Here is a 21878-nt window from a genome sequence, read left to right on the forward strand (position 1 = left end):
ATCTCGTGAAAGCGCAGGTGAGAACGTATAGCCCCTGCAGGATCAATGAGATTCAATTTCTCTGAGTGAATATATGAGCATCGAAAAGTTAAGAAATATAGCAATTATCGCCCACGTTGACCACGGTAAAACAACACTGGTTGATAAACTACTTGAGCAATCAGGTACATTAGAAACACGCGGCGGTAATGAAGAGCGCGTGATGGATTCAAACGACATTGAAAAAGAACGTGGTATTACCATTTTAGCGAAAAACACCGCTATCTCTTGGAATGATTACCATATCAATATCGTAGATACTCCTGGACACGCCGACTTCGGTGGTGAAGTTGAACGCGTACTTTCGATGGCTGACTCAGTATTACTACTTGTTGATGCTCAGGAAGGTCCAATGCCACAAACGCGTTTCGTAACGCAAAAGGCATTCGCGCAAGGCTTAAAGCCAATCGTTGTTATCAATAAAATTGATAAGCCAGGTGCTCGCCCTGATTGGGTTATGGATCAAATCTTTGATTTATTCGATAACCTAGGCGCAACTGATGAACAGTTAGACTTTAAAGTAATCTACGCATCAGCAATCAATGGTTGGGCTACATTAGATTTAGACGAAGCATCTGATAACATGGAACCTATGTTCAAGATGATCGTTGACGAAGTATCACCACCGGATGCAGATCCTGAAGGTGACTTCCAAATGCAGATTTCACAGCTTGATTACAACTCTTATAAAGGTGTAATTGGCATTGGTCGTATCAAACGCGGTTCAGTTGTACCTAACCAACAAGTTACGGTTATTAGCGCTGACGGGTCTAAACGTAACGGTAAAATTGGTTCAGTACAAAGCTACTTAGGTCTTGAGCGTATTGACACTGACAAAGCTTACGCTGGTAACATCGTAACGGTAACGGGTCTTGGCGAGCTTAAGATTTCAGATACGCTTTGTTGTCCTAACAACGTTGAAGCATTACCTCCACTAAGTGTTGATGAGCCAACAGTAACGATGACGTTCTCTGTAAATAACTCACCTTTCTGTGGTAAAGAAGGTAAGTTTGTAACATCACGTAATATCCGTGAGCGTTTAGACAAAGAATTAGTACACAACGTTGCACTTCGCGTTGCAGACACTGATAACCCAGATAGCTTCCGTGTATCGGGTCGTGGTGAATTACACTTAGGTATCTTAATCGAGAACATGCGTCGTGAAGGTTACGAGTTAGCTGTATCTCGTCCAGAAGTTATCTTACGTACTGTTGATGGTGTGTTAGAAGAACCGTATGAAACACTAACAATTGACTGTCAAGAAGAGCACCAGGGTTCTATCATGGAACAAATTGGTCTTCGTAAGGGTGAGCTTACTGATATGGCCCCAGATGGTAAAGGCCGTATGCGTTTGGACTTTATGATCCCAAGCCGTGGTTTAATCGGTTTCCAAACTGAGTTCATGACGTTAACATCGGGTTCTGGTTTACTTTACCATACGTTCGATCACTACGGTCCGCACAAAGGTGGCGAGCTAGGTGTTCGTAAGAACGGTGTAATGATTGCAAATGCAACAGGTAAAGCACTAACTAACGCATTATTTAACTTACAAGAGCGCGGCCGTTTATTCATCGGTCACGGTGTTGAAGTATACGAAGGTATGGTTATCGGTATTCATAGCCGTGATAACGACCTTACAGTTAATGCGCTTAAAGGTAAGCAACTTACTAACGTTCGTGCATCTGGTACCGATGAAGCACAAACACTAACACCAGCTCTTAACTATTCACTTGAGCAAGCGCTTGAGTTTATTGCTGATGATGAGTTAGTAGAAGTTACACCTGAGAACATTCGTATTCGTAAACGTCATTTAACTGAAAATGAGCGTAAACGTGCGGGTCGTGCGCCAAAGTCATAATCTATTAATTTAGAATCATGATTTTAAAAGCCGCTGTATTGCAAAATACAGCGGCTTTTTTGTGGATAATAGTTAGCCAGAGAAGAGCGTAAGTCCACAGGTTAAAGCATCGCAGTTGGTTCGATACTGTTAAACAGTTTTTAATATTGAACCTAAAAGAGGTATTAAGTTATTATCAAAGCTATATTTACTATGTGCGTGTGAGCTAGTGTGAATACCGAAAATGAAATTATGGCAAAACTAGAGATAGAACATATTGCTGAACTGCAAAAATATAAAGATGAATTTGAAACGTTAGGAAAAAATGATTGGGGCTTGAAAGATCTCATATCAATTTTTTTACCCTTTATTTTGTTATCAATTGCTAATAGCTTCTATGATATTGAAACTGAAATATTTCAAATAATATGTTTTATTTTCCTTGCTTCAGCTGTGGTGCAGGGAATGATTAGGGAGCAGACCAAAAAAACAAATCGCAGAATTGATTTGCTTCTTAAAATTATTAATCATGAGCAAAAGGGTGGCTGAAATTAGCTTTATTAGGGCGCAGCGCTCTTTATATAAGGAAAAACGTGCTTGAGAATTAAATAATCTATATTGCAAAGTCTCTGTTTTTGTTAATAGGGTATTTTTGTTGGGTTTCGCTTAGCTCAACCCAACCTTCGTTATCAATTATTTAGTTAGTGATTACTTACTTTTCGGTAGCAAAGTGATTTTCCCAAATACATCTGCATCTATAAATCCACGGTTTCTGTCACCGTTCACTGGCTGTACTTCGTGTGAGCCCATAAAGTGCTCACGAACTTTACTGCCGTCGTTATCGCAATATGCGAGCATAAAGCCAATAACGTGTTTTTCAGTTAATTTAAGCGGCGTATTTTTTGCGCCTTGTTGATAATCATTCGGGTAGAGTTTTATCGCCACTTCCCACGTGATGTTATAGGGCGCAGTGGTATTACGCTTCCAGTTACTAACTAAGTGGTCGGTATATAAATGCGCTTTTTTATCAGGGCCATAATCGGCTGCTTGGTTATCAAGACCAATGTGATAAGCAAACGCGGTATGATTAAACTGATGATTCCCACCCGATGCGTCACTATCTATAAACACTTCTAAGGCATCATCATCCCAGTATTTATCAGTTGGATTTGGGTGAGTATCAATCAGCACATCGTCACTAATATCTGCTTGTAAATACAAGTAGTTTTCATCCCATAGAAGACGGTATCGGCCTTTAAAATCGGCCTCTGATGAGGGAAGTGCGCCATCCATTAGGTGCGGCATAGGATGCCATGTGGCGCTATCCCATGTACTTTCAGAGACACCATCAATAATAATAGCTGTTGATGTATGACTAACTTCAATAGCCATAAGTGGTTGGGTGAAAAGTAAACTAAAAGCGAGTAGTGTTTTTTTCATTAATAAGCTCATCAATTAAAGATGATTTAGCTTGGCTTAAATAGCAATTAAAAACAATCTCATAGTTGTATTTATTATATTAACTTATTGCCCCAGTTATGCTTGTTTTTAATGCCAGCATTAATAAATGCGCGCTTTCACCCGACATTTTAAAAGGGTTAAAGTCAATGTTACCCGAGTATTTTAGATTAAGTAACTCGGTTAGCTGTGATTGCGGCACATAGCCCATTGACCATGTTTCAAACTCTCTTTCGGGAATTTGGATATAGTTGAGCATAATTACATTGTGGTGGCGTTTGTCATTTAATATTTGTTGATAGGTATTATTAACAGCGGTTCTGGAGCCTTCAAGGCATTGTAAAAAGTATTCATTACTAAAACATAACATGCCGGTGACATTTGTTTTTACATTGTAGGTTCGCGCACTTTGTAAAATATTTTCTATATCTTCAGGCCCAAAACCACTACTTATTTTACTGGCGTAAATGAGTCGCACAAGAAACATAAAACCCCCTGACTGTTTAGTTAATTAAAGATAGTTCAGTGAGGGGGTTATTACTAATTATGTAAACGCATTTTGTGTAAATGACTAATTAAAGCTGGATGCTTTCACCTTCATTTAAAATATACAGGGGTATCTTCGAGTTCATTTTTTTATGCATATGCAATAAGCGCAGTAGTGCTGAATGGCTGCTGTGATCGCCCATCTTCCAACTTGAGTTACCATAGCCCCACGGTATCATTACTTTACAGTTAAGCGCTTGTGCTGCGGTTAATGCATCCTCAGGAGTGGTATGTACATAACGGTACCAGTTGCCGTTCTCTTTATGGTAATAAGAGGCAATAGGCATTAAGCACACATCGATATCGCCATATTTTTGCTGTATATCGTTAAAGTGTTTTGAATAACCAGTGTCGCCTGCAAAAAATAAAGTGCTGCCACTTTGCTCAAGTAACCAGCCATTCCATAGGTCTTTATTGTTATCTTCATAAATAAAAGGCACTAACACACGGCTACTAAAATGATGCGCAGGTAGCGCATGAATGGTTAAATCATCAATTTTAGTTTTTGCATACCATGCCATTTCACTAATGTTAAAGCCACCTGTTGGAAAGTTATCAGCCATGCCAAGGGGGGTTAGGTAGCGAGGCTGATTACCAATTTCTTCAATATCGGCTTTATTGAAATGATCGTAGTGAATGTGAGAATACATAACGGCGACTAAGTTTTTCAATTCATTGTCTGTGAGCCAGTCGCCAGGCTTGCGATAAAATCCTGAAGTAAGGCGAAAAGCTAAATCAATAGGCGAGTCAAATTGCTCTTTTACGGGATCAAACACAACTTGTTGGCCATTCGGGGTTTTGATCACAAAGCCTGCGTGTCCGAGCCAACGAATAGTAAAGCCCGCATTAACCTGCGGATTTTTTTGCTGACCTTGATATTGGCAGTTTTCAGCCTCTGTTTCACAAACTAAGTTATTGTTTTTTGGGTAGCAATCAGTTTCACAGCTAACAGGATAACTTTTTTTGCCTGGGTAGAGGTTGTGGTAGCGCCCAGCTTGCTCACCTTGTTGATGAAGTGGAATAACGGTATTAGGGCCAGCAATAACCTCAATATTATTCGCAGTGCTGCATGCAACGAGCACACTGGAGGCGATGATTAAGCTAAGTGTATGTATTTTCATAATTCATTTTTAGTTGTTATTTTTATCTTACTGAAAGTGTAACAAAAGCAGTTTGCTAAAAAAGGACAAAAAAGTAACAAAAAGTGTGTATAAAAAAGCCCGCTATTTTTAGCGGGCTCAGTTTAATAGGTTAAATATTTAGGATTTATTCATTTGCTCAATAAATTTATTTGAGTCTTCAATCGATTTGTTCATATCATTCATTAATAACTGAATATCGCGCTTTAAGTTAGTAAATTCACCTTTGATAGCCGCTACCGCTTGCGCATTTAAGTTATGCTTTAAGTACAATACGTTGTCTTTTAAAGATGATAATACCGGCTCCATTTTACTCTCGGCGCTGCGCATTGAGCGAAGTAACTGGTCGAATTGACGTTGTGTTGCTGCTAACTTTTTGCTGCTTTCACGCTTAAGTGAGGCACTTTTGTATTGCTCTAACTCATCATTCCACTCATCAAATAAAGCTTCTGCTACGTCTTCAACTTTATTAATATTACTTGATACTTCGTTTGCCGCTTGAAGGCTTGACTCGTAATCGTCATTAAGTTGATTGTAAGCATCTTGCAACTCACCGCCATCAAAATTAATGAGTGTAGTTAAACGCTCAAGTGCTGATTGAAATTCTTGTTGAGACTCTTGTTGTGAGTCTTTTGTTTCTTCAACGCGGTCAATCAAAATATCACGCTTATGAACACCTACTTTTTCCATTGCCGAATAATAAGCAGACTGACAACCAGAGAGCATCAGCATTAACGCAAGTATGGTTGTCCCTAAAAATGTTTGTTTTTTCATCTGAATTCCTATTTACGAGTGTTAATGCTGTAAATTATGGCCTTGATTGTTATTATAATCAAAAGCTCACCAACAAAGTTAATTGTATGAATGATAAGCTCTCCCATTATAAACAGCAAGTTAAGGCGTTTTTAAAACTGCAACCAGGCTGGTGGATGCAATATTTTAATCGCTGTATTGACGATCAAATAACCATTAATGCAGGGTATTTAGCGTACGTTACTTTACTTTCGTTAGTCCCACTTATTGCTGTAGGTGTGGCAATATTTTCTGCTTTTCCAGGATTTGAGTCGACCCGTTTAGCCATTGAGAGCTTTTTGTTTACTAACTTTGTGCCGACCTCTTCTGGTGTTATTAAAGAGCATATTAGCTCGTTTGCTAGTAATGCCAATCAAATGACGGCAGTAGGTATTGGCTTTTTAGCAGCCATTGCCTTGCTACTTATTCGTAATGTAGATGCCACGCTAAACCGTATTTGGCGAGTAAAGAAAAAACGCCCGATGATGATATCGTTTGCCGTATATTGGATGGTACTCAGCTTAGGGCCCGTATTACTGGGCGCCAGTATCGGTGTCACCTCATATATTGTGTCGTTGGTATCGTTTGCCGATCAGGGGATCCCAGGGTTTAGTGGCTTCTTGTTAAAGCTACTCCCTTATGCGATTTCTATGGCTGGTTTTATTATGCTTTACACCTTAGTGCCCAATACTCGCGTTTCGTTTAAGGCGGCCGTTCCCGGTGCGCTATTTGCTGCCATGTTATTTGAGCTAACCAAAAAAGGCTTTGCTTTGTACATTAGCCATTTTCCATCATACGAAGTGATTTATGGTGCGGTAGCAACCATTCCCATTTTGTTTGTATGGGTTTACTTGTCGTGGGTCGTGGTGCTACTAGGCGCTGAATTCACTGTGTGTATTAACATGCAGCATTACAATAAAAAAGATCAACAAGCAGAGGATACAGAGTAAATGCAGGGATTAATTCAACGAGTAACACATGCTAATGTGGTGATAGACCAACAGCTTGTCGGTGAAATTAAACAAGGCATTTTATTATTGCTGGGGGTGGAAAAAGAAGATGATGAAAGCAGCGCTGATAAACTATTACACAAAGTCACCAATTACCGTATTTTTAATGACGAAAACGATAAAATGAATCTCAGCCTTAAAGACATACAAGGCGAACTGTTAGTCGTATCGCAATTTACGCTCGCAGCCAATACAAAAAAAGGCATGCGGCCTAGCTTTTCATCGGCAGCTACACCAGACCAAGCGCAAGCGCTATATAATTACTTTGTAGAGCAGGCTAAATTACTCGGTATTAAGGTCGCGACCGGTGAATTTGCAGCCGATATGCAGGTGAGTTTATGTAACGATGGGCCGGTTACCTTTAATTTAACCGCTTAACGTGCTTTTTCTACAATCACAATATGATTAACAAAGCCGGTAATTTTTTGAATACTAATAGCCTTCCCAAATACAGTCAGTAGTACATGTTGTAACTGAGTGAGTTGTGATGAGTGCTGCGATAAAAAGTTAATAAATAAGATGCCCTGTTGATCAAGTGCATCATAAATTGTTTGATAAAAGCATGAATCAAATAAAAATCGCGGGGCGTCTAATTCACTAAATAAATCTAAAATGACCCAGTCCATATGCTCTGCTGATTTTAAAATTGTTTGCGCATCCTCGCAATGAATCTGTTGTTGTTCACTGGGGGCAAAAAATTGTTGATAACAGTCAATAATATGGGGGCTTTTCTCTACTGAAGTAACCTGCACTTGAGGATACTGTTCTAATAAGTAATTACGAATGGCACCGCCACCTAACCCCAGTTCGAGTACTTTTTTAGGCGCAGGTAGCTGTTGCCAAGCCGTTGCTAAATAAGCAAGGTGTGGAAACAGTAATGCATGTGGATGCGCTGTTAAAATAACAGACTGCAACGTGTTATTAATGAGTAGCCAGCGAAGTTGTTGATACTCTCTTACTTGTATGTGCTCACCATGCTGATTATGCCAATAAAGTAACTGGCCTAGCGATGAACTATGCTCAATAAAATGTTGGCTGATCAGGCCACTACTGCAATGGATATATTTATTCATGCTATTGAGCATAAACCAGCAGAGGTAAATCGCAACGGCTTTTGTCATTAATTTTTTACAGCTGTTTTCTCAGCACCAAAGTCTTATTTGCAGTTTTATCCAGATCGAGTATGGTGTTTTTCACAAAATGCACAGCGTAATATTTTACATTTTTAATTTATGGAGTATGTATGTTTCAAGTGAGCACCCCACAAAGTAGTGAAGACTGGCAAGCCTATTACCAATTACGCTGGCAGGTTTTACGTGCCCCATGGGGCGAACCTCGGGGCTCTGAGCAAGACGATTTAGAGCAAGAGGCTGAGCATCGCTTCATTAAAAATAAAGCGGGTGAAGTATTGGGTGTGGCTCGTTTGCACTTTAATAATCAGCAACAAGCTCAAGTACGTTATATGGCGGTTGCAGAGGGTAATCGTAATCAACATATTGGTAGCCGCTTGTTACATGAACTCGAAAAAATAGCGTGGAATCAAGATGCTGATGAGTTAGTGTTGTTTGCTCGCGAACGTGCACTGGAATTTTATCAGCGCCATGGCTATGAAAATAAAGAAAAAGCACATTTGGCTTATGGTGATGTACAGCATTATAAAATGGTTAAGCTCAAACCGAGTGAACCAGGTTGGTTTCGCCACCCAAATTGGACTCAAGTACTGCAAAACACATGGCGTGAATCAATCCCCATTAGTGATGCAATGGGAATAAAAGTTGAAAGTTACACAGATTGGCAATTTACTACTCGTGCAGATTTAAATGCTAACTTAAATTTACACAACACTATGTTTGCAGGCTCTATTTATAGCCTAGCTACATTAACGGGTTGGGGTGCAACGTATTTAGCATTAAAAGAAGCCGGGCTTGAAGGGAATATCGTGTTAGCAGATGCCAACATTAAGTATTTAAAGCCACTGAATACTGACCCTAAGGGCTGTGTGAATATTCAAACCTGTAAAGGGAACTTAAATGAGTTACAAGATGCGGGTAAAGCAAGTTACCTAGTGCCGGTAACCATTTTTGATGGTGACGAGGTGGTTGCTCAATTTGAAGGGCAGTTTGTGGTTAAAAAATAATAAGAATAAACGAAAAAGCCAAGCGAGTTGCTTGGCTTTTTTTTATAAGCATTTTTACAGTAAATCTGTCAGTAATATACCCACACCAAAGCGTTCAATATCGGTGTTATAGTCTATCAAGCTCTCGCCATAGCCATTAAAATATTGTGCGTAGCCGCGAACTCTTCCCCATAATGGGAATGACCAATCAAGCTGAATTGCCCCGCGGTTATCTGAATTTAAATTATTGCGAGTCATAAAACTAAATTCATGATCGTGAAAGCGATACGCGCCACCAAATTCAAAGTAACCCATGTATTTATAGATATCAGGGTTATCGTCACCTCGTGCATCTAACGGCGCAGGCTTTTTGTTTTCAGGAATGCGATACCAAGGTTTAAAGCTAAATACAAAGCCGTCTTTTTCCCAAATGAAATCGGCATAAATGCGATTCCAAGAACGCGAGTTTGGCTGACTACGACCATTAGATTGGTGCGAAATACCAATGGCTATTGCCATTTCATCGCCCCATAAAACGTTTTCAGGATCTAAGTAATTAATCCAAAATACTTCTGGCTCGTAGTTGGTTTCACGAAAAGGGGAAGAAATATCGTCGTTATATACTTGCCAGTATGACTGCAAAGTAAAGCCAAAAAATATCGCCTGGTCTGAGTCAGCAAACTCATCATACAAAGGCACTTTAATTGATAGCTGATATTTAGCTTCTAGGTTATCAAGTGGGTCGCCATCTTTTTTATCGGTTAACTCTGCAAATCCATCAAACGGGCGAGTGTTTGGGTTCGACATATAAGAAACAGGTAAAATATAATTACGTTTATGCGGGGTAATTACATTACGATTTTTTTTACCAACCGCCTCACGGGCTTGGCGTTTGTCGATAGCCGTTAGCTGCTTGCTTTCTTCAACGGCAGAACACTTTTTACGTAATTGATCGAGGGTTTGCTTACCGTCTCCACCGATCACTTCATTTAAAATACATTGCTTTACCAGCTCAAGTTCATTGTTTTGCTCGTTATTCGCTGTTTCTTCAGCGACAACGGTTGTGCTGAGTAATGTAGAAAGTAGTATCCAATGGCGCCAACTCATTATAATTCCTTTGTAAGTGAGGGAAGTCAGTATTTTGCTAATTATAGCGCCTTTTTAACACATAAACGGTGAATTTTTCCTGAATTTTAATACTTTAAAAAGAAAAGCGACCTAAGTCGCTTTTACTGTGTAACTAGTTGTTTACTAGCTAACTCTCACGCAATGAGAAGGGGTGAGCTAAAGCTCAAAGACGTTAGTAAAAAATTTATACAGCTCGGTACCTTGATTCACACTCGCTGAGGCAAAATGCAATATCGCAATTGCATCGAGATCAAAGCTTAGAGTTTGCAGCGGTTGTTCGCTTAAATAGCGCTCCATGCGCAGTATTTTAGCAATGGGTTCTCCAGCTTTAACATGCCCGCCAAGAGGTGCTAGGTATTCGACCATGCCACCCATGGGGGCGTAATAAGCAATATAATCATTTAGTTGGCAGCCATATCTTGTCATCAATTTTGGCTTGTAGGGGGCATCAACAAATACTTGCTTATGATTTAAATAACTTAAAATACTATTGGCATCGTCTAGTGCCGCGCTTAAATCGATTTTTTCTTGGCTGCCAAGCTCTACCGTAAAGGCTTCAACTTGCACGTTAAATTCACGCCCTTGCTGAGCAAGTTGCTCACTAAGCTGCCACCATGGACAAAAGCTTGCTTCATCCATTGCGCCATCAAAGGCATTAGGAATAACCAGCACATGGGGAATATTAAAGTAACGCGCGCTATCGGTCGCATACTCAGGGCAATATAAGTGCTGACTAGAAATAGGGCCGGTGTGTAAATCTAAAACTATATCTGCTTGATGCGCCAATTTTTGTAAGTTTAGCGCAATCCGTTTCCCCGTTGTTAAACGATAATCAGGGCCGTTGAGTTGTTGCTCAACGTCATTAATTAACGCGGCTTTAAAGGCTGTTTTCAGAATCTTATCATCGGCATCGCTGAACTGCTGTGCAAACTGGGTCGCCAGTTTATTATTGCAGTGATACATGCGATTCCAATTAGTCCCCGTAATGGGATCGAATCGGCCAAGGGTAAATTCCCCCGACTTTTGATTACAGCCAATGGGGTTAGCGTAAGGAACTAAGGTAATATCACCTTTTAAATTAAGTGTTTTTAGTTGCTCAAGTAATTGGTAAATTACCGCGTTGCCTTGCACTTCTGCGCCATGCATATTTGCTTGTACATACACACTTGGGCCGGTGCCATCGCCTTTTAAACGATACACAGGAATAGTCAGTGGTAGTCCGTTTGCGACTTCGCCAACTACAATGTTTTCTTGGCTTATAGCTATGGTGTTATTCATCTTTTTTATCTCAAGTAGTGGCTTGCATCTTCTGCTTGTCGCACGCAACTCAATACGCCATTGTGGATAACATATTCACCGGCCAGCTCATGGCATAAAAAGTACGGCATACTTTCGGTAAAACCGTAGGCACCGCATTGACTAAATACTAGCCAGTCTTGCTCATTTAAATCACTGGGTAATTGGTGCTCTCCTAAGCAATCAAGTGCAGTACATAAGGGGCCGTATAGGCTCATTGCTTGATTTGCTGCGTTTGAATCTCGTAATAAACGCGCAGGGAAATCTTGACTGGTGACCGCAGGGCGCAATAAATGATTAATGCCGCCGCTCATAATCACCTGTTGTTGGCCGTAATTTAGTTTACGCTCAACAACAGGTGTGGCGTAGTGGCCGCATTCGCCTACAGCGTAGCGACCTAGTTCCATCCATAGCTCAGTAACCCCCGCATCGCATTTAATTTTTGCAAGCGCCTCTATGAGTGCATCCCAACTTAGAGTGGGCGTATCAAGCGTATAGGGAATACCTAAACCACCACCTAAATCCAGCACCTTGAGGTTAATATTTAAATCCTCAGCAAGTTGCCTTAACGGCGTAATCATTTGTGTCCACAGCTCAGCGAGTTTGTCGCTGCTAAGCATGTTGCCCCACTGAAAAATATGCAGACCGTCAAAATTAAGTGCACAGTAGTCACTGGTATTTAGCGCCTGCCACTCGTCGCACCCTAAGCCAAATGGAGTAAGACTATCGCCCCCTAGCGGGTTTTTATCACCCTCGGGCCAGCGTAATTGTACCCTTAATAAAACCTGCAACTGGCACTGCTGAGCAATCGCTTGTTCGTTGAGCCAACGTACCTGATTGAGACTTTCGGCCACAAAGGTACGCACGCCACGCGCAATAAAGTGCTTAATTTGTTTAGGGCTTTTTGCAGGCCCCGTGTTGAGCACGCGTTCACTGTTAATTCCTTGAGCAAGGACTTGCTCAAGCTCGCCTTTACTGGCGACATCAAAGTTAAAACCAGCGTTATTTAAGCGTTGGATCACGCTAGATAACGGGTTCGCTTTAACTGCATACCAGAGTTTTACCTCGGTTTGTGCCACTAAACGCGTTAAATGTGTGTTTAGTGAATCAAGATCATAAACAAAAAAGGGCGTATCAAGCTCAGTTGCTAGCTTATCAATAGCGGTTTTAACGGGCGTGCTCAAAAAGGTCATTAACGTAAAACCTCTTCAAGCAATAATGACGCATCACTTTGCTCGTCACGGTATTTAACAATTAACGCACACGACATGCTTAAGCCTTGCTCGCGCGCCCAATCGTTTGACGCAGGGCGAGATCCAGGGATCACAATCGCGTATTCAGGGATTGCTTCGCCTTTATCAAGCTGGCGCTCATTTACGCAGTCATAAACAGGGATGGTTGCAGATAAGCGAACACCTGGGGCAAGTACCGCGCCTTTTTTAACTACCACGCCTTCAACAATCACACAGCCTGCACCAATGAATGCATCGTCTTCTATGACCACAGGGCTGGCACCAATGGGCTCAAGTACTCCGCCTAATTGTACCGCTGCGCTTAAATGCACATTTTTACCTACTTGAGCACACGACCCTACGAGCGCGTGGCTATCTACCATAGTGCCCTCGTCAATAAATGCACCAATATTTACGTACGCAGGTGGCATAATAATAGTGCCTTTGGCAACATGTGCACCACGGCGCACACTTGAACCACCGGGTACCATGCGAACGCCTGCTGTGGCTTCAAAGCTTTGCGGCGCTAAGTTATGTTTATCAACAAAACCGCCAGCAAACTCGGTGTTTTGACCGTTTTTAAAGGCTTCTAAAATGCCTTGCTTTACTTCTACGTTAGCGTGCCATTGGCCGTTTTCGTCTTGTGTTGCTGCGCGAACCGCGCCCGTTTCTAAATTATTTAATAGTTCTAACCAGTTCATTATAAAAACCTGTATTTAATGCCAAGATAAAATGGTGTTGTTTGCCGATGAAATGTCATCTGTGTGTGTCAGCTCAAGGTGTGTTAAAGGTGGGCGTAAATACGGACTGCCAATACGCCCTTGTAAATGCATTAACACTTTGACTGGGATAGGGTTGGCTACTGAAAATAAGCTATTGATAGCACTAGACCACTGGACAAAAAGATTAGGGTGTTGGCCGCTTAAACTGCGCTTTACAAACTCATGGGTTTGCACTGGCCATGCATTGGCTGCAACCGACACTAAACCTTTTGCACCTGCTTGGGCAAAATAAGGCATGAGGGCATCGTCACCACTAAAAATGGCTAGTTCAGGCGCTGCTTGTCGATAGGCTTCAAATTGAGAGATAGAGCCACTGGCTTCTTTCAGTGCCCATAAATTTTTATGTTGTTTGAGGTTTTCAATGGTTGCAATGGGAATGCTAACCGCACTACGTCCTGGTACGTTATAAAGCATACAAGGATGAGAACTGGCATTGAGTAAGCTTTCAAACCAATGCGTTTGCCCCACTGCACCGGGTTTGGCATACAAAGGCGAGCCGAGTAAAAAACCATGGATAGGCAGCTGGTTGCAGTAATTAACCCATTCAAGCTGTTGCTTTAAGTTACTACCGCCTACCGCAACCATAAGGGGGACGCTCGGCTGTAATTGGCAGACATGCTCTACGATGGCTTGCTGTTCTTTGAGGGTAAGGGCTAACCCTTCGCCGGTGCTACCTAGCAGTAAAATGCCATTGTTAGCGGCTTCTTGTTCGGCCACCAAGGTGTCTAAGGTTGCGTAATCAACTAGGCCATTTTGATCAAATGGGGTGATCAGCGCAGTCCATAAATGGAAATTGTTAATATTGAAGTTGTTGATCATCTCTCACGAACTTATAGGGCATTCGTCGAGTTTTTGGCGGGTATTTAGGATGCCTGACTCTTTGAATGTGTTTATAATTCGAAGAGCGAATGGGCTTAAATAATAGGGCGCACGGCCTTATTATACTAAGACCAGAAGCTCTCCACCAAATATGTTATTGGTGACAGTCGCTAGGATTCAGCCTAGTCGCCCGAAGCAACCTTTCACAAAAAAGTGTTACCTCTCGGCGTTAATTCCCCTCACGTATGCTCAATGGAGTTTGCGCTCCTAACATACGCTACCTGAATAACGCACCTCTTCCAGCCCTTTGCACTTGCTATTGAAAAATCAATCAGCAAATACAATGTAATAGGGTAAGTGTGGCGATTAAACCACTTTAGCCGTCTAGGTGTCAAGTGACTAAATATAGATAGATTCATCCTGATTGACAGTTATTACGTATTAGCTGCTTTTCTCGTACACTAGTACTATTGTCGAAGTAAGGTATTAAGCAGATGGAAAAATTTAGTGATATTTATAAGCGAGCGGTAGAGCGAAAGGGCTCTGAAAAAATGCTTAAGTTGTTACTCGCAAAACCTTTATCAACAAAGCAACTCGTCACATTAAGTGATGATGATTGGCTAGAAGAATTTACTCGGAAAGTTTTTCAAAGTGGTTTTTATTGGTCGGTGATCAACAGTAAGTGGGCCGGATTTAGAGAGGTTTTCTGGGATTTCAATGTTGAAAAACTATTGATGATGCCACCGGATATGCTTGAGCAAAAAGCCAGTGATGAGCGGATTGTACGCAACTATAAAAAAGTAAAAACTATTACTGAAAATGCGTATATGATCCACGAAGTTGCAGAGCAATACGGCAGCTTTAGTGAGTTTATTGCTAACTGGCCAAGTGAAGATATTATTGGCTTGTGGGCGTATTTAAAAAAGCATGGTGCAAGGCTTGGTGGTAATACCGGCCCTTATGCGCTGCGCGCCTTAGGAAAAGATACTTTTTTACTTTCAAGAGACGTAGAAAGCTATTTGCGTGCCCATAAAATTATAGATGGCGGATTACAAACTAAAAAGTCACTAAGTGCGGCGCAGGCATTCTTTAATGAACTGCAGCAGCAAAGCGGCTTAAGCATGCAAGAGCTAAGCTTAATTGTCGCTTATGGTGTAGGTGACAATCGCGTAGGTATCAGCCAAAAACAATAGGATTAAACATGAAATTAGTGCCAAGGTATACCGACATTGGTGAGGGGTTTGCAATTAGCGATCATCCAGCCAAGGTGACAGCGCCACAGTTATTGTTATGGAATGAGCCCCTAGCTAAGCAATTTAATATACAGGTGAGTGCCGATTCTCGAGCAAATATATTTAGCGGTAATGAACCCCAAGCGATTTCTGCGGTGGCACTGGGATATTCTGGTCATCAGTTTGGTCACTTTTCACCGCGACTAGGGGATGGTAGGGCACATTTGCTCGGTGCGATTAGCGATGATAAAAATCAGCTTTGGGATCTGCAATTAAAAGGCGCTGGTGCTACGCCATTTTCGCGCGGAGGCGATGGCCGCTGTGCATTAGGTCCAGCTATTCGTGAGTACGTAATGAGCGAAGCTATGCACGCGCTTGGCATTCCAACAACGCGTTGTTTAGCCGTGGTTGGCAGTGGCGAAACCGTTTATCGCAACCCACCTCAACCAGGTGCTATTGTAACCCGACTCGCCAGCAGTCATATTCGGGTGGGCTCGTTTCAATATTTAGCCACTCAAGGTGACGTTACTAGCCTAAAAAACTTAGCCGACTTAGCCATTCAAAGACACTATCCCGAGATTAACAGCACTGGCGCTCAGCGTTATTTAGATTTTTTAGCCGCAGTGATAACCAATCAAGTTAACTTAGTCGTAAGTTGGATGAGGGTGGGGTTTATTCATGGGGTAATGAATACCGACAACACCTTAATTAGTGGTGAAACCATAGATTACGGTCCATGTGCCATGATGAACCAGTTTGATTTTGATACCGTGTTTAGCTCTATTGATAAACAAGGGCGTTATGCGTTTGGTAATCAGCCAAACATGGCAAGTTGGAACTGTGCCCGCTTAGCAGAGAGTCTAATAGCGCTGATCAGTGACGATGACGAGCAAGCGGTGGCAATGATGACGCCTTTAATTGAGGGCTTTTCAACGCAATTTAATCAGCAATTTAGCGCTATGTGGGCACAAAAGTTAGGGCTAACAATAGCTGATGATAAAGATAATGAGCTGGTGGGGGAGTTACTAGGGTTATTAAAACAACACCAGCTTGATTATACCAATACTTTTAATGCACTCACTGAGTCGTTAAATGGGCAAGCTGAAATACCATTAGCACTTACCTCTTGGGCACAGCAATGGCAAACACGAACTAATGAGCATAGTTATAATATAATGCGACAGGCAAACCCAAGTGTGATTCCGCGTAATCATATTATTGAAGATATTATTACGCAGTACACTACGCATGGGGATAGTGAGCTACTCAGTCGTTTTAGCCAAGTGATGGCGAGCCCTTACACAAACCATGTGCAGGCCACAGAGTTTCAAACGCCGCCCGAAGATGATAAGAATTATCGTACTTTTTGTGGTACTTAAGTATGATTTTTGTATTTTAAAATGATTATAAAAGGTCATTTTTTACCCCGGCGACGTTCATTCATAGAGCAAACTATGAACGGGTGATACCATCACTCCATAAAAGCCAGTGATCGTGTGGGGTTTAAAGCGATTGTTTGCTTTTTGAGCTAGCCTGTGTTCATCGACATTTTTTATGAGCTAGTTTTATTATCCTAGATATTGAAAAAATATATTTGCGTTAAGTATTGATTAACAAAGACTCAGTTACTGTATAGGTAAGTTAGAAGAGCTAGCAATGCTTAGCTACATTTTTAGTTGTTAAAATGGGAAGAAAACAATGAAATTAAAATCACTTACAATGGCTATTGCGTTAGCTGCAACTAGCGCATCTACTTTCGCAGCCGAGCAAGAAGGCTTTTACATCGGTGCATTCGGCGATTATTACGATGCTTCGTGGAAAAACATGCGTGAGCAAGCTGGCCTTGACGTTAATGAGTCAACAGGCTGGGGTGCTGAATTAGGCTACCGCTTTAATGATTACTGGAGTGCGCGTTTAGAGTACGCAGACCTAGACTTTAATGCTCACGACAAAGTATTGAACAACCGCAACGATATTGACGGCGAACGTTACGGTATCGATGCACTTTACCACTTTGGTGGCGGTCCTTTCTACGGTTTATTTGGTCTGAAAGATATTGATGTTGTTGATGACAACACGTTTGTAAACGCAGGTGTAGGTTACCGACACTTTGTTACAGACAACTTTTTTGTTAATGCTGAAACCAGTGTTTACCAAGGTTTAGACAAAGGCTACACAGATGTTGGCGCTAAATTAGGTATAAACTACTTCTTTGGTCAAAAATCGGCGCCAGTAGCACCGGTTGAGCCTGCACCACAGCCAGAGCCAGAAATTGTTCCTGTGCCGGTAGCACTTGCTGATACAGATAAAGACAGCATTCCTGATGTAGATGATAAATGTGCCAATACGCCTATGACAGATGCTGTTGGTAGCGATGGTTGTACACTTTATGAAGATACTGAAGTAACAGTAAGCTTGTTAGTAACATTTCCTAACAATGATTCTTCAGTTTCGCAGCAGTACTTAAATGATATTGATGAAGTAGCGACTTTCTTAAAAGAGTACCCAGATACAACAGTGCTTCTTGAAGGTCATACGTCTGCAGTAGGTAAAGCGTCTTACAATAAATGGTTATCTAAAAAACGTGCTGATGCAGTAGCTAAAAAGCTAATTGCTGATGGTATTGCAGAAGATCGCATTACAACGGCAGGTTTAGGTGAAGAACGCCTTAAAAATGAAGCGAATACGGCAAAAGCGCATGCTGAAAACCGCCGCGTTGAAGCACACGTAAAATCTATTAAACGTGTAAAAGTATTACGTTAATAGTCTCATTATTGAGTAAAAACCCAGCTTAGGCTGGGTTTTTTTATGGCTGCTTAATAGGTATTCATGGGAGTTGGTTTTACTTTGTTAACTATTCATATTATTAATAATCGGTATAACTAGTTGCCTAACTGGATGGATTTTAATCTATGCACAAAAGCTTTATAATCGGCAGATAGAATACTATAAGTATTGGGTTATGGTGTGTTTAGTAAACACCACCGAATACTTTAACGTCACCAAGAGGGCAATACTGTGCTACAAGAATATCGTAAACACGTAGAAGAACGTGCCGCGTTAGGTATCGTACCAGCGCCATTAGATGCTCAGCAGACGGCTGATCTTATTGAGCTAATTAAAACGCCACCGGCAGGTGAAGAAGAGTTCATCCTAGAACTACTGATCAACCGCGTACCACCAGGTGTTGATGATGCAGCCTACATTAAAGCAGGATTTTTAGCGGCTGTTGCTAAAGGTGAAGCTGTTTCTCCGTTGATTTCTAAAGAAAAAGCAGCTGAGTTACTAGGTACTATGCTCGGTGGCTACAATATTGCGCCAATGGTTGAACTACTTGATGACGAAGCGTTAGCGCCAATTGTAGTAAAAGGCCTTTCGAACACATTATTAATGTTTGATGCGTTCTACGATGTAGAAGAAAAAGCAAAAGCAGGTAATGCATACGCCAAGCAAATTATAGAGTCTTGGGCTGCGGCAGAATGGTTTATCAATAAGCCAGCCGTTGCTGAAAAAATCTCTGTTACGGTATTTAAAGTCACTGGCGAGACAAACACCGATGATTTATCACCAGCACCAGATGCATGGTCACGTCCTGATATTCCGCTTCATGCATTAGCCATGCTTAAAAATGAGCGTGATGGTATTAACCCTGACAAAGACGGTGAAGTAGGTCCAATCACTCAGCTTGAAGAATTAAAAACTAAAGGCTTACCACTTGCTTACGTAGGTGACGTTGTTGGTACAGGCTCTTCGCGTAAGTCTGCAACAAACTCTGTGCTTTGGTTTATGGGGGATGATATCCCATTCGTACCAAACAAGCGCGTGGGTGGTGTATGTTTAGGTAACAAGATTGCGCCTATCTTCTTCAACACAATGGAAGACTCGGGTGCGTTACCAATCGAATTAAATGTTGATGAATTCAACATGGGTGACCAAATCGACATCTATCCTTATGAAGGTGTTGTGAAACGTCATGGTACTGATGATGTGATCTCTACATTTGAACTTAAATCAGAGGTAATTTTAGACGAAGTTCGTGCTGGTGGTCGTATTCCATTGATCATTGGTCGTGGTCTTACAGACAAAGCACGTACATCATTAGGTTTAGGCGCAACTGACGTATTTAAAGTACCAGCAGTGACTGAAGTATCAGACAAAGGCTTTACGCTTGCGCAAAAAATGGTTGGTAAAGCATGTAACGTTGCCGGTATTCGCCCTGGCCAATACTGTGAACCTAAAATGACCACGGTTGGCTCGCAAGATACAACAGGTCCTATGACGCGTGATGAGCTTAAAGACTTAGCCTGTTTAGGTTTCTCTGCAGATTTAACAATGCAGTCTTTTTGTCATACATCCGCTTACCCTAAGCCAATCGATGTAAACACGCACCATACGCTTCCTGATTTTATTATGAATCGTGGCGGTGTATCGCTTCGCCCTGGTGATGGTGTAATTCACTCATGGTTAAACCGTATGTTATTACCAGATACCGTAGGTACGGGTGGTGATTCACATACACGTTTCCCATTAGGTATTTCATTCCCAGCAGGTTCGGGGGCGGTAGCGTTCGCAGCTGCAACGGGTGTAATGCCACTAGATATGCCTGAATCAATTTTGGTTCGTTTTAAAGGTGAAATGCAACCGGGTATCACTTTACGTGATCTTGTACATGCTATCCCTTATTTCGGTATCAAAGAAGGCCTATTAACGGTTGAGAAGAAAGGTAAAATCAACGAATTCTCTGGTCGCATACTAGAAATTGAAGGGGTTGAGCACTTAACGGTTGAGCAAGCGTTTGAGCTATCCGATGCATCTGCAGAGCGTTCAGCTGCTGGCTGTACTGTTAAGCTTTCTAAAGAGTCTATCAGCGAATACCTTGAGTCTAATATTGTTATGCTTAAGTGGATGATTTCTGAAGGTTACGGCGATGTACGTACGATTGAACGTCGTGTTACTGCAATGCAAGACTGGTTAGCAAACCCAGAACTAATGGAAGCTGATAAAGACGCAGAGTACAAACACGTACTTGAAATCGACCTTGCTGAGATTAAAGAGCCAGTACTGTGTGCGCCAAATGATCCTGATGATGCACGCCTACTTTCTGATGTGACAGGCGAGAAAATCGATGAAGTATTTATCGGTTCTTGTATGACTAATATTGGTCACTTCCGTGCTGCAGGTAAATTACTCGATGGCTTTAAAGGGCGTATTCCAACACAGCTTTGGGTTGCTCCACCAACGAAAATGGATAAAGACCAACTTACAGACGAAGGTTACTACGGTATTTTTGGTCGTGTTGGTGCACGTATTGAAACGCCAGGGTGTTCACTGTGTATGGGTAACCAAGCACGTGTTGCGGACAAAGCAACGGTTGTGTCTACTTCTACACGTAACTTCCCTAACCGTTTAGGTACAGGGGCAAACGTATTCTTAGCATCAGCAGAGCTGGCAGCAGTAGCAGCAATTTTAGGTAAATTACCTACACCCGCTGAGTACCAAGAATACGCAGCGAAGATCAATGCAACGGCAGCAGATACCTACCGTTACTTGAACTTCCACCGTATGCCTCAGTACACTAAAAAGGCAGACAACGTAATTATTCAGCAAGCTGTATAATTTATAGAGTGTGTTTAAAAAACTCGCTTCGGCGGGTTTTTTATTGTCCAAATAAAATATTAGATAGATAATGCTTAATTCGTTACATGATTGTATTAACTTTCGTTAAATGTCGTCATTGATATGGTTAATAAAGCAAAAAATCCTCTCTATATGCATTAAAATCCTCGACAATATTATCATTATTATAAGCAGGATTTTATGACCGCATTAAACAACCAGAATTTACTGCAACTTCGTTTTATTAACCAAGCCAATATTGATTTGGTTAAGCCTTCTTTTGATAACTTACCTGCAAATCCTTATGCAGATGGTGCGTTTCGTAAACGCCGTTATTCAGTGGTTAAATTACAAAATGGTGAGCTTAATCTTCAAGCGACCAAAGCGTTTGTGCAAGACGATTCAATTAATACCTTTCAAGGTAATGTTGAGCGTACTTACGAAAACTTAGAGCAAAGCTTGCTTGAGTCTGAGGGTATGAAAAGCATTGTTAGCGAATTTGCAGCGATCACCGGCATTGACGCAGAGCGTGATATTGAAATTCACCAATTTAGAATGCTTGCCATTGATAGCGATACGCCAGCAGCTCCAGAAGGTGTGCATCAAGATGGGTTTGACCATGTGTGTGTATGTGGTGTTTCTCATGAAAATTTAGAAGGTGGTGAGCTATTGGTTTATGAAAACCAACAAGCTGAACCGTGTTTTAAAATGGAAATAAAAGACGGCATGTTTGCACTAATTAATGACCGTCAGGTATGGCATAACGCCACGCCAATGAACAAAATTGATGCTAACAAACCAGGTTACCTGGATTGCTTTGTACTAACTGCTTAAGA

The 21878-nt window shown here is 41.5% G+C and carries 20 protein-coding genes and 1 riboswitch; of the genes, 10 read left to right on the forward strand and 10 right to left on the reverse strand.

The window, feature by feature from the left end; all coding sequences use genetic code 11:
• The first annotated feature begins 73 nt into the window (after positions 1 to 73).
• Entirely contained in the window at positions 74 to 1897 is a 1824-nt protein-coding gene (typA, locus tag ABZP26_RS00915; protein ID WP_013463797.1) for a translational GTPase TypA, read from the forward strand.
• 210 nt (positions 1898 to 2107) lie between these two features.
• Positions 2108 to 2425, forward strand: coding sequence for a hypothetical protein (locus ABZP26_RS00920; protein WP_016900062.1), 318 nt, complete (start codon positions 2108 to 2110; stop codon positions 2423 to 2425).
• Positions 2426 to 2584: 159 nt separating this feature from the next.
• Here ABZP26_RS00920 and ABZP26_RS00925 read toward each other — a convergent pair whose 3' ends face one another.
• From ABZP26_RS00925 to ABZP26_RS00940, 4 genes are all read right to left on the reverse strand, one after another.
• On the reverse strand, positions 2585 to 3316 hold the full coding sequence (locus tag ABZP26_RS00925; RefSeq protein ID WP_368485232.1) for a CBM9 family sugar-binding protein: 732 nt from the start codon (positions 3314 to 3316) through the stop codon (positions 2585 to 2587).
• 79 nt (positions 3317 to 3395) lie between these two features.
• A complete protein-coding gene (locus tag ABZP26_RS00930) occupies positions 3396 to 3821 on the reverse strand; it encodes a BLUF domain-containing protein (RefSeq protein ID WP_028835927.1) in 426 nt (141 codons plus the stop codon).
• An 88-nt stretch (positions 3822 to 3909) separates the two neighbouring features.
• A complete protein-coding gene (locus ABZP26_RS00935; RefSeq protein WP_013463801.1) occupies positions 3910 to 5001 on the reverse strand; it encodes an MBL fold metallo-hydrolase in 1092 nt (363 codons plus the stop codon).
• 138 nt (positions 5002 to 5139) lie between these two features.
• The gene (locus ABZP26_RS00940; protein ID WP_013463802.1) at positions 5140 to 5793 is read right to left on the reverse strand and encodes a DUF2959 domain-containing protein; all 654 of its coding nucleotides are present in this window, start codon (positions 5791 to 5793) and stop codon (positions 5140 to 5142) included.
• 86 nt (positions 5794 to 5879) lie between these two features.
• Here ABZP26_RS00940 and ABZP26_RS00945 point away from each other — a divergent pair, with 86 nt between their 5' ends.
• Both ABZP26_RS00945 and dtd read left to right on the forward strand, forming a co-directional pair.
• Positions 5880 to 6761 (forward strand): virulence factor BrkB family protein, encoded by an 882-nt coding sequence (locus ABZP26_RS00945; RefSeq protein WP_013463803.1) that lies wholly within the window; start codon positions 5880 to 5882, stop codon positions 6759 to 6761.
• Positions 6762 to 7199: a D-aminoacyl-tRNA deacylase gene (gene dtd, locus ABZP26_RS00950; RefSeq protein WP_013463804.1), complete on the forward strand. Its 438-nt coding sequence runs from the start codon at positions 6762 to 6764 to the stop codon at positions 7197 to 7199. It abuts the gene before it with no gap.
• Here dtd and ABZP26_RS00955 read toward each other — a convergent pair.
• Positions 7196 to 7942: a spermidine synthase gene (locus ABZP26_RS00955; protein WP_042849260.1), complete on the reverse strand. Its 747-nt coding sequence runs from the start codon at positions 7940 to 7942 to the stop codon at positions 7196 to 7198. The genes dtd and ABZP26_RS00955 overlap by 4 nt on opposite strands.
• A gap of 122 nt (positions 7943 to 8064) precedes the next feature.
• On the opposite strand from ABZP26_RS00955, the gene ABZP26_RS00960 reads away from it, so the two are divergent.
• Positions 8065 to 8958 (forward strand): bifunctional GNAT family N-acetyltransferase/hotdog fold thioesterase, encoded by an 894-nt coding sequence (locus tag ABZP26_RS00960; protein WP_028835930.1) that lies wholly within the window; start codon positions 8065 to 8067, stop codon positions 8956 to 8958.
• A gap of 54 nt (positions 8959 to 9012) precedes the next feature.
• Here the strand turns inward: ABZP26_RS00960 and ABZP26_RS00965 are convergent, their stop codons facing one another.
• The 5 genes from ABZP26_RS00965 to dapA all read right to left on the reverse strand — a co-directional run bounded on the left by ABZP26_RS00965 (position 9013) and on the right by dapA (position 14194).
• Positions 9013 to 10044 (reverse strand): phospholipase A, encoded by a 1032-nt coding sequence (locus tag ABZP26_RS00965; RefSeq protein WP_024601191.1) that lies wholly within the window; start codon positions 10042 to 10044, stop codon positions 9013 to 9015.
• A 177-nt stretch (positions 10045 to 10221) separates the two neighbouring features.
• The gene (locus ABZP26_RS00970; protein ID WP_024601192.1) at positions 10222 to 11343 is read right to left on the reverse strand and encodes a succinylglutamate desuccinylase/aspartoacylase family protein; all 1122 of its coding nucleotides are present in this window, start codon (positions 11341 to 11343) and stop codon (positions 10222 to 10224) included.
• Between the two features lie 5 nt (positions 11344 to 11348).
• Entirely contained in the window at positions 11349 to 12554 is a 1206-nt protein-coding gene (locus ABZP26_RS00975) for a PLP-dependent decarboxylase (protein WP_024601193.1), read from the reverse strand.
• Positions 12554 to 13294 carry a 2,3,4,5-tetrahydropyridine-2,6-dicarboxylate N-succinyltransferase gene (locus ABZP26_RS00980; protein WP_013463810.1) on the reverse strand — a complete coding sequence of 247 codons (741 nt, stop codon included), beginning with the start codon at positions 13292 to 13294 and terminating at the stop codon, positions 12554 to 12556. The genes ABZP26_RS00975 and ABZP26_RS00980 overlap by 1 nt, the downstream gene beginning before the upstream one ends.
• Before the next feature lie 15 nt (positions 13295 to 13309).
• Positions 13310 to 14194 (reverse strand): 4-hydroxy-tetrahydrodipicolinate synthase, encoded by an 885-nt coding sequence (gene dapA, locus ABZP26_RS00985; protein WP_013463811.1) that lies wholly within the window; start codon positions 14192 to 14194, stop codon positions 13310 to 13312.
• A 127-nt stretch (positions 14195 to 14321) separates the two neighbouring features.
• Positions 14322 to 14501: riboswitch (Lysine riboswitch) on the reverse strand.
• 187 nt (positions 14502 to 14688) lie between these two features.
• Here dapA and ABZP26_RS00990 point away from each other — a divergent pair.
• The 5 genes from ABZP26_RS00990 (at position 14689) to ABZP26_RS01010 (ending at position 21876) form a co-directional block, all read left to right on the forward strand.
• A complete protein-coding gene (locus tag ABZP26_RS00990) occupies positions 14689 to 15387 on the forward strand; it encodes a DNA-3-methyladenine glycosylase I (protein WP_013463812.1) in 699 nt (232 codons plus the stop codon).
• An 8-nt stretch (positions 15388 to 15395) separates the two neighbouring features.
• Entirely contained in the window at positions 15396 to 16805 is a 1410-nt protein-coding gene (locus ABZP26_RS00995) for a YdiU family protein (RefSeq protein WP_368485233.1), read from the forward strand.
• A 319-nt stretch (positions 16806 to 17124) separates the two neighbouring features.
• Positions 17125 to 18189: an OmpA family protein gene (locus tag ABZP26_RS01000; protein ID WP_013463815.1), complete on the forward strand. Its 1065-nt coding sequence runs from the start codon at positions 17125 to 17127 to the stop codon at positions 18187 to 18189.
• Between the two features lie 255 nt (positions 18190 to 18444).
• Positions 18445 to 21042: a bifunctional aconitate hydratase 2/2-methylisocitrate dehydratase gene (acnB, locus tag ABZP26_RS01005; protein WP_028835937.1), complete on the forward strand. Its 2598-nt coding sequence runs from the start codon at positions 18445 to 18447 to the stop codon at positions 21040 to 21042.
• 201 nt (positions 21043 to 21243) lie between these two features.
• On the forward strand, positions 21244 to 21876 hold the full coding sequence (locus ABZP26_RS01010; RefSeq protein ID WP_013463817.1) for a 2OG-Fe dioxygenase family protein: 633 nt from the start codon (positions 21244 to 21246) through the stop codon (positions 21874 to 21876).
• Positions 21877 to 21878 lie beyond the last annotated feature (2 nt).

The sequence above is a fragment of the Pseudoalteromonas sp. SD03 genome (genome assembly GCF_040937955.1).
Classification (GTDB): domain Bacteria; phylum Pseudomonadota; class Gammaproteobacteria; order Enterobacterales; family Alteromonadaceae; genus Pseudoalteromonas; species Pseudoalteromonas tetraodonis.

Coding starts and splice junctions, on each gene's coding strand:
- typA (WP_013463797.1), top strand. CDS start 74: ATGAGCATCGAAAAGTTAAGAAATATAGCAATTATCGCCCACGTTGAC.
- ABZP26_RS00925 (WP_368485232.1), bottom strand. CDS start 3,316: ATGAAAAAAACACTACTCGCTTTTAGTTTACTTTTCACCCAACCACTT.
- ABZP26_RS00930 (WP_028835927.1), bottom strand. CDS start 3,821: ATGTTTCTTGTGCGACTCATTTACGCCAGTAAAATAAGTAGTGGTTTT.
- ABZP26_RS00935 (WP_013463801.1), bottom strand. CDS start 5,001: ATGAAAATACATACACTTAGCTTAATCATCGCCTCCAGTGTGCTCGTT.
- ABZP26_RS00940 (WP_013463802.1), bottom strand. CDS start 5,793: ATGAAAAAACAAACATTTTTAGGGACAACCATACTTGCGTTAATGCTG.
- ABZP26_RS00945 (WP_013463803.1), top strand. CDS start 5,880: ATGAATGATAAGCTCTCCCATTATAAACAGCAAGTTAAGGCGTTTTTA.
- dtd (WP_013463804.1), top strand. CDS start 6,762: ATGCAGGGATTAATTCAACGAGTAACACATGCTAATGTGGTGATAGAC.
- ABZP26_RS00955 (WP_042849260.1), bottom strand. CDS start 7,942: ATGACAAAAGCCGTTGCGATTTACCTCTGCTGGTTTATGCTCAATAGC.
- ABZP26_RS00960 (WP_028835930.1), top strand. CDS start 8,065: ATGTTTCAAGTGAGCACCCCACAAAGTAGTGAAGACTGGCAAGCCTAT.
- ABZP26_RS00965 (WP_024601191.1), bottom strand. CDS start 10,044: ATGAGTTGGCGCCATTGGATACTACTTTCTACATTACTCAGCACAACC.
- ABZP26_RS00970 (WP_024601192.1), bottom strand. CDS start 11,343: ATGAATAACACCATAGCTATAAGCCAAGAAAACATTGTAGTTGGCGAA.
- ABZP26_RS00975 (WP_024601193.1), bottom strand. CDS start 12,554: ATGACCTTTTTGAGCACGCCCGTTAAAACCGCTATTGATAAGCTAGCA.
- ABZP26_RS00980 (WP_013463810.1), bottom strand. CDS start 13,294: ATGAACTGGTTAGAACTATTAAATAATTTAGAAACGGGCGCGGTTCGC.
- dapA (WP_013463811.1), bottom strand. CDS start 14,194: ATGATCAACAACTTCAATATTAACAATTTCCATTTATGGACTGCGCTG.
- ABZP26_RS00990 (WP_013463812.1), top strand. CDS start 14,689: ATGGAAAAATTTAGTGATATTTATAAGCGAGCGGTAGAGCGAAAGGGC.
- ABZP26_RS00995 (WP_368485233.1), top strand. CDS start 15,396: ATGAAATTAGTGCCAAGGTATACCGACATTGGTGAGGGGTTTGCAATT.
- ABZP26_RS01000 (WP_013463815.1), top strand. CDS start 17,125: ATGAAATTAAAATCACTTACAATGGCTATTGCGTTAGCTGCAACTAGC.
- ABZP26_RS01010 (WP_013463817.1), top strand. CDS start 21,244: ATGACCGCATTAAACAACCAGAATTTACTGCAACTTCGTTTTATTAAC.